Source organism: Streptomyces cadmiisoli (genome assembly GCF_003261055.1).
GTDB lineage: Bacteria > Actinomycetota > Actinomycetes > Streptomycetales > Streptomycetaceae > Streptomyces > Streptomyces cadmiisoli.
In genome coordinates this window covers 543397-556129 of sequence record NZ_CP030074.1, presented here as the reverse complement: position 1 = coordinate 556129, position 12733 = coordinate 543397, and the positions used below count along the sequence as shown (strand labels likewise).

Here is a 12733-nt window from a genome sequence, read left to right as displayed (position 1 = left end):
CTCACCAGTCGGGGTCTCTGCGTACGAACGGAAGGTCAGCTGCGGCCGTTGCGCTGCCGGTTGGCATGCTCGTCGATGGCGTCGAGGGCGTCTCCCTGCATCCCGGTCAGTGCGCCCAGGGTCATGTCCACCCCGCGCTGAATTCCGGCGACGACCGCGGCAAGGCCGGCGCTGGTGCTCCTGGCTGTGTCGGCCTCCTGCCGTTCGATCGGGCGGATCTGGCGGGCGAAGTCGTCGTTCTCCCCGGGCCAGGCACGCGTGGGAGCGATACCTGCCCGGAAGTTCTGGCCGATCGCTTCGGCGTATTCGGCGTACGCGGCGATGGTGTCGATCGCCTGGCGGATGCGGGCCGTTTCCGCGGAGACCTCGGGCATGCCGCTACTCCCCCTCGTCCTCGCTGATCTCGTCCCTCAACTTGCGCTGGGAGTAGCGGACGTCGGTGTCGTCGGGCTCCGCCAGGACACCCGGGCCGAAGATCTTCCCCCAGTCCACGGTGAGGCCGGGCATCTCCGGTATGGCGGGCAGAGCCCGGGTGAGCGGGTCAAGGACGCTCATCACCTGGCGCGCCATGATCGTCCTGCCGCGTTCCACGGCTTCCAGGACGCTGGCCGCCAGTTCCGGGGCCGTCATGTCCCGGTACAGCCCCCCGAGGAATCGCATCGCGACCAGGCTGCCCTGGGCATCGACCGTGACTTCCACGGAACGGTCGGTCGACTTCACGGTGCACGACGAGCCCAGGAGCTCTTCTTCGGCCCGTGCGACCGCGGTCTCCGTCGCGCTGAGCTGCTCCATGGCCTCGGCCAGGCGCTGCTGCATGGAGTCCATACCTGTCATCTGATCTTCCTGCCCTCGTGTGCTCGGGCGCCGGGACGCCTACAGGAGGTGGTAGGGCGGCCCAGGGGAGTCGGTGGGTCGCCCAGGGGAGGCGGTGAGTCGCCCGTGGGACGCGGTCAGCGGCCGATGACGGCCGGGGCGCCGCCTTCGTCGGTGCCCCACACGTCCTCGTCCTCGGGCTTCCAGCTGTCGCGGGTGCGCTCGGCGCTCTCGGTACGCCGTTGCGGGCCCCCGCCGGCTCCTCCGTACGCACCGGAGCTCGTGCTGGTGCGGCCCCGGGTGATGACCACGTCCTCGTCGTCCGGCGCCGCGGTGCGGCCGTTGCGCCGGGGGGTGATGCCCGAGGAGCCGTGGGTGCCCGCGTAGACCTCTCGTTGGCGCTCCGCCCCGCCTTCCTTGCCGCCGCCCGAGCCGGCTCCGGCCGGCCCCATCATGCCCGGCCCCATCATGCCGGGAGACATCGGTGCGCTACCTGCGTCCGGGTTGAGCAGTGCGCCACCGCCCATCCCGGCGGTGGCGGGCGCCGGCGATCCGATACCTCGTCCGGCGGCGCCGTCCTGGTTCTCGTCGAAGTAGGCGTTCTCCTCGGCGCCACCGGCTCCGGCACCGCCCACCGTGTCCAGGCCGCTGTTGAGGAGACTGCCGCCACCGGACGTACCGGAGCCGCCCCCGTCGAACTCGGGCAGTTGGACGTTGAGGTCGTCCGGCAGGTGCAGGCCGCCGCCGGGGGCAGCCGAGGGCGGGAGGGCGATGTCGGGGACCTGGCCGGTGTCGGGCAGGGACGGACCGTTGAGGTCGGTGGTCTCGGTGGTGCCGTCCGGATCCGTGGTGGTGAGGCTGTCGGTGTTCGGATTGAGAGTGGTGACCGTGCCGTCGGGATGCTCGGTGACCAGATTGCCGGTGGCGGGGTCGAGCGTGACGGTCGTGCCGTCGGGGTGCGTGATGGTGAGCGCCCCGGTGTCCGGGGCGAGCGCCATGGTGCTGCCGTCCGGCGCCTCCAGTGGCCCGTTGTTGAGATCGGTGGTCGTGGTGCCGCCGTCCGCGTCGGTGGCGGTGGCGAGCCCGGAGTCCGGGTCGACTTCGACCGCGGTGCCGTCGGGGAAGCTGGTGGTCAGGGTGCCGTCCGGAGCCAGCTCGGTGAGTGTGCCGGTGTCCGGGTCGAGCACCCGGACGGTTCCGTCCCGGTCCGTTGTGGTGATCGACCCGTCCGGGCCGGCGACCGTGACACTGCCGTCGGGGTTCAGCAGCGGGCCGTCACCGAGATCCGCGGTGACGACGGACCCGTCGGGCCTGGTCGTGACGGCTGTTCCCTGGCGGGGGTTGAGGGTGACCGAGGAGCCGTTCCCGTAGGTGGTGGTCAGGGTGCCGTCCTGGTTGAGCCGCGTCACGGGAGGCGGCAGCACCGCTCCGCCACCATCACTGCTGCCGCCGCCGGAACCCGGGAACAGGGGCAGTCCGGGATTCAGCGGAATGGAGGGGAGACCGCCACCGCCGTCGGCAGGCACACCTGCGTCCCCGCCCAGCGGGCCATCGGTGCCAGGGAGTCCGCCCAGACCGGCATCTCCGTTCAGGAGACCGCCACCACCACCGCCACCACCCGGAAGCCCGCCCAGACCGGCATCCCCGTTCAGCAGACCACCACCGCCACCACCCGGAAGCCCACCCAGACCGGCATCCCCGTTCAGCAGACCACCACCGCCACCACCCGGAAGCCCACCCAGACCGGCATCCCCGTTCAGCAGACCACCACCGCCACCACCCGGAAGCCCACCCAGACCGGCATCCCCGTTCAACAGACCACCACCACCGGGTGGGCCATCGAGGCCAAGAAGCTCGAAGAGGTCCGGGGACAGGCCACCGCCGGCCGTTCCGTTGTGAATCTGACTGGGCGTTTCCGTGGCCACTTTCTCTACCCGGTCGCCCACGGTCTCCTGGGCCTGCCGCCAGTTGCTGCTGAGGTTGCCCGTGACCTGCTCCGCCACCAGGCCGATCGTGGTGTCGACGTGCTGGTTCCACTTGGCGATGGCCGTCCTGCCCACCTGCACCCAGGTCGACGGGTAGGCGAGGGGACCCCACTCGTGATCCTGACGGAACGGCTCGAGGGTACGAACGTTGCTGGAGAAGCCCTCCGCGTACGAAGCCCCGGCGCTGTTGTCGTTCACCACGATGTAGGGGTGGTTGTTGGCGATGATCCAGTTGGCGAATTCCTCGATCTCGGCGAGCACCCAGCGATACGGGTCGTGCCAGCCGTCGGCCGCCCAGTGGTCCCAGGCGGCACGCAGCGACGCCGCCCCGTGCCGCAGCGCCTCCTGCGCCCAGGCCAGCGAGTCCGCGATCTGCGAGCGCGGGGCGTGACCGTTCATGAAGGTACGCCCGGAAGTGAAGTCGCGGCCCCCCATTTGATCTACGTAGCCGTCGTAGTTCCGGCGGATGATGTGGACCAAGTCCCAGAACGCACCGGCCGCCTGGCCCCGCCACGGAGACTCCTCCTCGCCGAAGGACCTCTCCCATGCCTCCAGGACCTCCGCCCGCCCTTGGAAGAAGAGCGTGGCACGATCGAAGGCCATGCCGGTGCGCTGGAAGGAGTCGAGGCTGACGTGGTTCGAGTCGGGGACGGAGAGCCCGGCGAACGTCACACGGCGAGTCGAGTAGTTGGGCGGGCGCAGCAGCGCATCCAGGGCGACGGTGGGTCCGGTCATGTAGCCTGCGAGCCTCCCCCGGTCCCACTGCGAGCCGGCCTCCGCGGCGGCGGCACCCTCCGACAGGGTGCCGCCGGGACCCAAGAGCGGGCGGCCGTTGGTGCCGATGAACCGGATGTTGACGCCTCGCATCCGGACCCCGGTGTGTGCGCCGTTACCGCCGAGGGTTTCGTAGAACGGCATGACGAAGTCGAAGCCGTGAGTCTGCCAACCCCACTGCACGCTCGTGGTCGGCTCGATCGGCCAGTGGTCGATGCCGACGATGTCGAAGAGAGGAATGCCGTGCTGGCTCGTGAGGTCTTCGAACAGGCGCTCACGGTTGGGCATGGGGTAGCCGGTCAGCAGGGTGACGGCCCTGCCCCAGGAGTCGTTGGCGGCTGAAGCACCGCCGCCGGCCTCGGATTCCTCATTCTCAGGCATGACGCTCTCTTGGCGTTTCTCTCAGGGTGAGCTCGATGAAGGGACGGTCCGGACCAGGACGGATCAGACCGAGGAGTCGGACTCGCTGGACGAATCCGAGTCGTCGGACGAGCCGGAGGTGTTCCCGGGCGCATCGGCACCGCTCGGATCGGGGGTCCCGCCCAAGGCGCTCTCCACCCCGTCCAGATACTCCAGGAAGTCCTCAGCCGAAATCGCCTGGAGATTGACCCCCTGGTTGGAGAGGAAATCGGTGATGATTTCGCCGAGTGCCTCGGAAATCTCGGGGAAGAGTTCCCGATGGTCCTGCTGAAGGATGGCGTCGATGTCCTGCGCCTGTTCGCGCACCCGGGCCAGCAGGGGCCCTCCGTTGACCGAACCGGAGGTCATCTGGCCGATGACCAGCATGGGGTCTTGCTGCCGAGCGCCGTCGTCCGCCTCCTCACCGGTCAGCAGACCGATGAGGGACGGGGCCCAGTCCCCCTGCCTGATGCGGTCCAGCTCACGAAGGAAATCAGCAACGTCGACGTCGCGGAAGGAACGGATTCCCTCGGCGTCAAAACTGATGACGGGCATGCGTGGATGGTCCTTTCATAAGGCGTCAGCGGTTCAGCCCCGGACGCCCCGCCAAAGATCCGTCCCTCGCGCGTCCGTCCGGTTCCATCCGTCCGCGAGGTCCATCAGCAGGCCGGTGTGGCCGTCGAGAGCGGCTGACGCCGCGTTCATGTCGCCCTCCCACTGCGCCTGGACAACCTCGTACTCCTCGCGGGACGCCCCCTGCCACTGGGTGAACCTCGCCCGGATGTCGGCCTGGAGATCGGTGACGATCTGACGAACCCTGTTGTTGACTTCCTGCAGTTCCTCAGCGGTGACAATCGTCCCGTTGGGGTCGATGTAGATGTCTGGTCCGCCTGCGGGCGTGGACACGGCTTGCACACTCCTTGGTTGGGTGAGGAACTCGATCGATCAGGGCTGCGCGCAAACGTGTGATGCGTCAACCGCCCATGAGGGCGTTGTGGGCGGCCCTCCGAGCGATCACCGCGTCCGTGCTCGTGGCGGTCTGATCGCTCTGCATCCGGGCGGTGTCCCCGTAGGTGTCGATGATGCGGCTCAGGTCGTTCACGATCTTCATCACGTGGCCGAGCCAATCCTTGAGCAGGTCGCTGTAGGCCAGACCGTCCAAACCTCGGAACTGTTGTTCCAGGTTGCCCACCTGGCCGTCGATTCCGTCGACATGCCCCTGGATGGCCGCTCTGGCCTCGGACAGACGCTGGATCGCCTGCTGGTTCTCACCGCTGTCTCCGGAGATCATCCCTGGGGGCGTCGTCATTGCTGTCTCCTTCTCAACACCGGAGCGGCCGAACCAGCCGTGACGACGGGGCCGGAAGCGGACTCGCTCGCCGGTCACCGGGGCGGTCTGAGCGGCACGCTATTGCACCGTGCGCATGTCACTCAGCTCGTCGGACGGGAGTTGGGGATGATCGGGCAGCCGAGGATGCCCGATCACCCAGACCTGCCAGGAGGCCGCAAAGGCGTGCCGCTGTGTCCGGTGCCGCGACATGTGTCTCCCGGTGGACAGTGCCTGGCCGGCTTCGCATGGAGTCCGGGGCGGCCTCGTAAGGCCATGTGCAGGTGACTGTCGGTCAGGAGCGCTTCGTGCAGGCGGCCGTGGTGGTGTTTGGCGAGGTGGCACCGGTGGCGGCTTCGGGGGTCAGGTCAGGACCGGTGGGGAGCATCGCGGCGAGTGGGGAGGGCAGTTGGACCGCTTCCCGACCGGTGTATCCCAGGGCTTCCAGAGCTTTGTCCCCGTGGACGCGGTACTTGATCCCGTACTCCGTGACCAGGTAGGTGGTGTCGCCGAGCGGGCCGCCGGCGGCGCCCAGGACGTGCACGAGTGCGCCGCGCCGGGGTGGGACCACGACGCCGTCGACGGGGTTGCAGGCGGGCGCGGTGGGTTCCGCCGTGTGCTGGGCGAGCGGAGCGAGGCCGGTGACGGGCACGAGAGCGCCCGAGACCTTGGTGCCGCCGGAGCCGCCGGGTTCGACAACGGTGCACAGAGCCGTGCCGGTGGTGATGTCGGCGAGCTGTGGCGGTGCGTCGGGCAGGGTGTCGGAGGTGTCCGCGGCAGTGGGCGCGAGGTGGCGTCCGAGGACGTCCGAACCGAGTACGCGGGGCTGGGGAGCCTTGCCGTCGTAGGCCGTACGGGTCTTGGGATCCCCGAGGAGGAGTGCCGCGGCGGTCTCGGTCAGCGCACGCAGGCCGTCGCGGGCGAGAACGTGCCAGACGGGGGTGCCGCCGGGTACCTGCACCTGGAAGAGCTGCCCGACACGTGTACCGCTGCCGCCGAGCTCCGGGCCGGGTTCACCCAGGCCGGGAACGCGGGGAGGCGCCAGATCCGGTCCGGCGGGCAGGGCGTCGAGGAAGGCCGCGGTGACCGGACGGGCCACGGCCGAGCCGTAGCCGAGGGAGGTCACGGCTCCACCGGTCTTGTCCAGGCGGAGCCTGCTGCCGCGCCACATCAGGTGGAGTGCGCCGTCGGGGCCCTTGAGCAGCGCGGCCTGTCGCTGGCTGAGAGATCGGCCGGCGGACGTTCCGCCCACGGCCAGGATCGTCCGGTACGTGCTTGCCGACCGCGGAGACTGTGCGGTCGCCGTGTCGCTGTCGGGGGCCGAGCAGACCCGCCAGGCTCCGCGTTCCAGCTGATCCTGGCCGGGCACGCTGTCAGGCGCTCCCTCGATGCCGACCGGTGTGCCGACGGGTGTGTCGGCCAGGGAGCGGGTGCGGACGGTGACGGCGGTGAGGTCCTTGCCACCGAGGAGCCGGGCGGAGGCATAGTTGCGGACGGGGCGTAGGCGGCCGTCGAGATAGAGGTAGCGCGCTCCGGTGTCCCTGTTCACCACCAGCGCGGTGCCGTTGCGCCAGGAGTTGTTGCCGCCGGGTGACAGGAGTCCGAAGATGAAAGCGCCGGCCGAGATGACCAGGGCTATCACGATGCCGAACACCAGTCCGCGGCTGGTGCGGGCCAGAGGGCTCTCGGGAGCGTCGGGTTCGCCGTTGAGCATGCCGGAGTTGAGCCGGCCCATGACGAACATATGGGCCTGGACCTGATCACGCTTGGACTGCATGGTGTGTTTCCGTTCCTCGTTCAGCCATTGAAGCCGCGGAGCCGGCCGAAGACGCCCAGGACCCACAGCAGCAGCGGAAGCAGACTCATCGCGAGGGCGCTGTGCAGGATTTCGGCGGCACGGCCCCAGTGCGGAACGATCCGGCGGCCCGGCAGGAACCACGAGGCGACGGCGAGGACGCCGCCGGTGGCGAGAGCGGCGGCCGCCAGCAGCAGCCTGGTTCCCGGCTGCGCGGTCGTGGCCAGGGACAGCGCGAGCATGACCAGTCCGGCTGCCCCTGGCAGGACCATGGACAGACGCTGCCAGACGTTTCCGATGCTCCGGCCGTGCAGCAGCAGAAGCAGGGACAGAACGGCTGCGGTGATGCGGTCGGGTGCGGCCTGGCTGGTGGCCGCTGCCGCGAAGCAGACGGTGACCACGGCCCCGACGGCGCCGTAGAGGGCCGTCATCCAGGTACTGGCGATCTCGGTGCGGGAAGCGACGTTCTGGCTGGAGTACGGCTCGATGTCATCCTGCAGCTGCCTCGGGGTGGACGGCAGGAAGGGCATGCGCATGCCGGCCAGTTTGAAGGCCAGGGACGGGACGAACGGGCTCACCATGGCGCCGATGGACGCGATGACCAGGGCGGCCTCTTCGAGGTGCAGTCCGGCGAATGCCATGAGGACGCCGGTCGAGGTGCCGGCGAGAGCGGCGAGGATCAGCGCCGAGAAGAACGGCGTGTGTACTCCGACCAGGGCCAGTGCCAGGGCGGCGGAGCCGGCGCCGGCAGCACCTGCCGCGAGCAGGGCGGCACCGAGCGCCTCGTCGCCCCGGCCTCCGGCGCTGCCCGTCACCAGGGCACCGGCCAGGGCGATGCACGGCGGTGCGAAGCTGCCGAGGACCGCTGCGGAGGCCGCGTCGTCGGCCGCTCGACCGGCGGTGGCCGCAGCCGCCAGGAGCAGTGCGGCGGTGACAGCGAGTGCGGTCACACGTGTGGAGGAGGTCAGCCCCGGTGAGGCGAGGATGAGCAGGCCGGCACACACGGCGAATCCGGTGAGTGCGCGCAGGAGCATGCGGCTGCTGCGCGGGCCCCAGGTGTGCAGGCGGTCGCGCATGCTGTCGGCGATGCCGTCGACGAGGTCGTCCAACCGTACTTCGGGGAGCTGGTCGGTGCGGGGGCGCAGATAGAGCACTTCACCGTCGTTGACGTTCGACGAGGTGAGAGTGCCTTCGCCCTCCAGGGGCTTGCCGCCGAGTGTCTGGAGGACCCAGCCCGCATGTTCCAGGCCATGTTCTTCGGTGTCGGGGCCGGCATGGCGCAGGACGGCGGGGAGCAGGTCGGCCACCGGCACGTCGGAGGGCACCACGAGGTCGAGGGAACTGTGAGGGGTGCGGACGGTAAGACGGCACAGCCCTGCAATGGAAGATTCGGGCATGATTAGGAAGAATTTTCTCTGAGCTGCATCAGACCGGCTTTCGAATCGCGCGGATCGGCTGCACACTACTCGGGCCGACTTCGGTCCGTTGAGCGGGCCAAGTCTTCTTCCGAGCCTGCCGGTTCACACCCACACTCACCCATGTGCATGTTCCGGGCAGGGCCCTCTTTCGCCCAGGCGGGCGTGCTGACGCGCGCCGCGTTAAGGAGACTTTCCGTTGAGTGTGGTTCTCTTCCGGCGGCCGGCTCGGCGCCGGGGCCCGGAGATGCCGGACGGCGAACTGAGCCTGCAGGAGCCGCCCGGCCTGCCGGAGGTGGTCCCGGACAGTTCCGCGGTGTGGACCTATTTGCCGATGGCGATGATGTCCGGATCCATGATGTTCATGTTCCTGCGTCCCGGGCAGAGCAACAACATGCTCAGCTATGTGGCGCTGGGCATGATGCTCCTCGCCGCGGTGGTCATGCTGGTCGGGCAGTGGGCGCGTCGCAGCGGTGAGCGCAAGCAGCGCCTGCGCGGTGAGCGGCGTGACTACCTGCGGTATCTGGCCCAGGTGCGCGGGCAGGTGCGTGGTGCCGTGGTGCAGCAGCAGCAAGCACTGGCATGGCGTCACCCTGAGCCCGCCACGCTGCGCACTCTGGTGCGCACGACACGCTTGTGGGAACGGCGGCCTGCCGACGACGACTTCGGCGAGACCCGGATCGCGGTGGGCGACCAGCAGTTGGCGTTGCAGATGACTCCCGCCGCGACCATGCCGGTGGAGGATCTGGAGCCGCTGAGCGCGCACGCGCTGCGCCGGTTCGTGCGTGCCTACGCCACGGTTCCGGAGCAACCCATCGCCCTGTATCTGCGGTCGTGGTCGAAGGTGTTGCTGCGCGGCGACGAGGCGGCGCGCCGTGACCTGGTGCGGGCCACACTGGCCCAGTTGTCGGTGTTCCACGCGCCGGACGAACTGTGGATCGCACTGTGCGTCGCGGAGGAGCGGCGTAGCGAATGGGAATGGGCGAAGTGGCTGCCGCATCACCTGCATCCGCACGAGCACGACGGGGCCGGAGCGGTACGGATGTCCGCGTCCACTGTGGACGAGCTGGACGATCTGCTGGGCGCCGATGTCTTCGAGCGGCCGGTGTTCGATCCCGATGCCGTTCCGGGCAGGGACGAACCGTTGACGGTCGTGGTGGTCGACAGCGTGCGGTTCGCCGCCGACCACCGGTTCAACGGATCTGGGTATCGCAATGTCGTGGTGGTGGATGTGTCCGGGGAGCTGCAGTGGCGGCCCGGGCGCACCACGCTGCGGCTGGACGTGCAGCGGGGCAAGGTCGCCCTGGTGCGCACCGACAAGTCCCGCAAGGAGCAGTCGACGGCGCTGGGCCGGCCGGACGCCATGGGTCCGCAGATGGCGGAGTCACTGGCGCGCATCATGGCTCCCTTCCGGATGAGCATGGGGACGGACACCTCGGAGCCGCTGAGCACGGACACCGAGCTGACGAACCTGCTGTCGATCGCCGATCTGCACCGCCACGAACCGGCCCTCCTGTGGCAGCGTGCGACCGGCGCGGCCCGGCTGCGGGTGCCCGTGGCCGTCGGTGTGGACGGTCAGCCCGTCGAACTCGACATCAAGGAGTCGGCCCAGGGCGGTATGGGTCCGCACGGCATGCTCATCGGGGCAACCGGCTCCGGCAAGAGCGAACTGCTGCGCACGCTGGTCCTGGCGCTCGCCCTGACGAATTCCTCGGAGACGCTGAACTTCGTCCTCGTGGACTTCAAGGGCGGTGCCACGTTCCTGGGCCTGGATTCGCTGCCGCACACCTCCGCGGTGATCACGAACCTGGCTGACGAGGTGGCCCTGGTCGCCCGTATGAAGGACGCGCTTCAGGGTGAGCTGATACGTCGCCAGGAGCTGCTGCGGGCCGCCGGCAACTACAGCTCGGCGCTGGAGTACGAGAAGGCCCGTGCGCAGGGCGCGGACCTGGCTCCGCTGCCCAGCTTGTTCGTCGTGGTCGACGAGTTCAGCGAGCTGCTGGCGGCGCACCGGGATTTCATGGAGCTGTTCGTGATGATCGGCCGCCTGGGGCGGTCGCTCGGCATCCATCTGCTGCTGGCGTCGCAACGACTGGACGAGGGACGGATGCATCAGCTGGAGAGCCATCTGTCGTACCGGATCGGTCTGCGGACGTTCTCGGCCATCGAGAGCCGAGGTGTGCTCGGGGTGCCCGACGCGCACCAACTGCCGTCCCAGCCGGGCGCGGGGTTCCTCAAGCACGGGACGGAGGGACTGGTCCGGTTCCGGGCCGCGTATGTGTCCGGACCTTACCGGCGGCGGCTGTCGGCCACCGTCCAGGCGCACGTCGCCCACCAGATCGTGCCGTGGACGACGGGCTGGGTGGTGCCCCGGGAACCCGTGGCTGCACCGCAGCCGGAGGTACGGGAGGACGAGGAGAGCGCGGAGTCGCTGCTCGACGTTGCCGTGGAGCGGCTGCGGGACGCTGGACCGCCCGCGCACCAGGTGTGGCTGCCGCCGCTGAACGACCCGCCGACGCTCGACGGGATGCTTCCGGGGCCGGCTGTCGACGGGGAGCGGGGGCTGGTGGCGGCCGACTGGCCGGGGAGCGGGCAGCTGCGGGTGCCGGTCGGCATCGTCGACAAGCCGTTCCATCAAAGGCGTGACCCACTGGTGGTGGACCTGTCAGGGGCCGGTGGGCACGTGGCGATCGGCGGCGGCTCGCAGAGCGGCAAGTCGACGCTGGTGCGGACGCTGATCTCGGCGCTGGCGCTCACCCATACCCCGGCCGAGGTGCAGTTCTACTGTCTGGACCTGGGCGGTGGAACGCTGGCGCAGCTGGCCGGGCTGCCGCACGTCGGCGGGGTGGCGGCGCGCTTGCACGCCGACCGGATCAAACGAACGGTCGCGGAGGTCACGGCGGTGCTCACGCACCGCGAGCAGTTCTTCGCCGACCACGGCATCGACTCGATGGCCACCTACCGCAAGCGCCGTGCGCGCGGTGACTTCCCCGACGAGCGGCACGGGGACGTGTTCCTGGTGGTGGACGGCTGGCAGTCCGTCCGGCAGGACTTCGACCATCTGATGCCGGTGATGAACCAGATCGCCTCCCAGGGCCTGAACTACGGCGTCCACCTGATCGTGACGACGACGCGGTGGGTGGAGCTGTCGGCACAGGTGCGCGACCAGGCGGCGACCAAACTCGAGCTGCGCCTCGGTGACGGCATCGACTCGCTCATCGACACCCGTAAGGCCAGGGAGGTGCCCAACAGCGGCGGGCGGGGACTGACCTTCGGCGAGAAACTGCACTTCCTGAGTGCGCTGCCCCGCATCGACGGGCAGGAGAGCACGGAGGACCTGTCGGACGGGGTGACGCATCTGGTCGCCCGGGTGTCCGAGGCGTGGGAGGGGCCCGGTGCACCGCCGGTGCGTACCCTGCCCGCCCGTCTGCCGGCCGACGACCTGCCTGCCCCGCAGCGGGACGGCGAGGCGCTGAAGCTGGTCATCGGCATGGACGAGGACCATCTGGCGCCGGTGTGGCACGACTTCGGCCGCACCCCGCACCTGTCGGTGGTGGGCGACACGGAGAGCGGCAAGACCAACCTGCTGAAGCTGATCGCGCAGTCGGTCGTCGCCCGGTACGCGCCCAACGAGGCGAGGATCCTCACCGTGGATTTCCGTCGCAGTCTGGCGGATGCGGTGCCCGAGGAGTACCGCCTGGGTACGGCCGTATCGGCTCAGGTGCTGCAGGAACTGGTGACCGGTGCGGCGGACGCACTGAAGCAGCGGCTGCCCGGACCGGAGATCACCCCGGCGAGGATGCCCTTGGCCGACTGGTGGTCGGGCCCGCGTCTGTTCGTGCTGGTCGACGACTACGAGCTGCTGGGCGGCGGTCTGACGGGGCACCCGTTGGCACCGTTCTTCGAGTTCCTGCCGCTGGGACACGAAGTGGGTCTGAACGTGGTGGTGGCCCGATCGGCGACGGGCGCCTCGCGGGCGATGGCCGATCCGCTCATGCGGCGGATGGACGAGGCGAACGCGCCCGGTCTGCTGCTGTCGTGCCCCCCTACGGAGGGCTACATGTTCGGCAACTTCAAGCCGAAGAACCTCCCGGCCGGCCGTGGGCACTATTTCGTGCGCCGCAAGCCGGTGATGGTGCAGACGGCGCTGTCACACGGGGACCAGGACCGGTGACAGCGCCGGCGGGGGCGGCCTCACAGACCGCCCCCGCCGGGCCGGTGCCCG

The 12733-nt window shown here is 69.6% G+C and carries 9 protein-coding genes; 1 reads left to right on the top strand and 8 read right to left on the bottom strand.

What is annotated here, in order from left to right; all coding sequences use genetic code 11:
- Window positions 1-35: 35 nt before the first annotated feature.
- The 8 genes from DN051_RS43210 to eccD all read right to left on the bottom strand — a co-directional run bounded on the left by DN051_RS43210 (window position 36) and on the right by eccD (window position 8490).
- A complete protein-coding gene (locus DN051_RS43210; RefSeq protein WP_112443194.1) occupies window positions 36-374 on the bottom strand; it encodes a hypothetical protein in 339 nt (112 codons plus the stop codon).
- A gap of 4 nt (window positions 375-378) precedes the next feature.
- Window positions 379-834 (bottom strand): YbaB/EbfC family nucleoid-associated protein, encoded by a 456-nt coding sequence (locus DN051_RS43205; RefSeq protein ID WP_112443193.1) that lies wholly within the window; start codon window positions 832-834, stop codon window positions 379-381.
- Between the two features lie 116 nt (window positions 835-950).
- Window positions 951-3953 carry an AAWKG family protein gene (locus DN051_RS47415; RefSeq protein ID WP_112443192.1) on the bottom strand — a complete coding sequence of 1001 codons (3003 nt, stop codon included), beginning with the start codon at window positions 3951-3953 and terminating at the stop codon, window positions 951-953.
- A gap of 63 nt (window positions 3954-4016) precedes the next feature.
- Window positions 4017-4526: a type VII secretion system-associated protein gene (locus DN051_RS43195; protein WP_112443191.1), complete on the bottom strand. Its 510-nt coding sequence runs from the start codon at window positions 4524-4526 to the stop codon at window positions 4017-4019.
- Between the two features lie 33 nt (window positions 4527-4559).
- Window positions 4560-4877: a WXG100 family type VII secretion target gene (locus tag DN051_RS43190; protein WP_162625198.1), complete on the bottom strand. Its 318-nt coding sequence runs from the start codon at window positions 4875-4877 to the stop codon at window positions 4560-4562.
- A gap of 67 nt (window positions 4878-4944) precedes the next feature.
- On the bottom strand, window positions 4945-5280 hold the full coding sequence (locus DN051_RS43185; RefSeq protein WP_159054298.1) for a WXG100 family type VII secretion target: 336 nt from the start codon (window positions 5278-5280) through the stop codon (window positions 4945-4947).
- Between the two features lie 313 nt (window positions 5281-5593).
- A complete protein-coding gene (eccB, locus tag DN051_RS43180) occupies window positions 5594-7075 on the bottom strand; it encodes a type VII secretion protein EccB (protein ID WP_112443189.1) in 1482 nt (493 codons plus the stop codon).
- A gap of 20 nt (window positions 7076-7095) precedes the next feature.
- The gene (gene eccD, locus DN051_RS43175; RefSeq protein ID WP_112443188.1) at window positions 7096-8490 is read right to left on the bottom strand and encodes a type VII secretion integral membrane protein EccD; all 1395 of its coding nucleotides are present in this window, start codon (window positions 8488-8490) and stop codon (window positions 7096-7098) included.
- Window positions 8491-8755: 265 nt separating this feature from the next.
- Between eccD and eccCa the strand changes: the two genes are divergently transcribed.
- Window positions 8756-12682: a type VII secretion protein EccCa gene (gene eccCa / locus DN051_RS43170; protein ID WP_112443397.1), complete on the top strand. Its 3927-nt coding sequence runs from the start codon at window positions 8756-8758 to the stop codon at window positions 12680-12682.
- The last annotated feature ends 51 nt before the right edge of the window (window positions 12683-12733 follow it).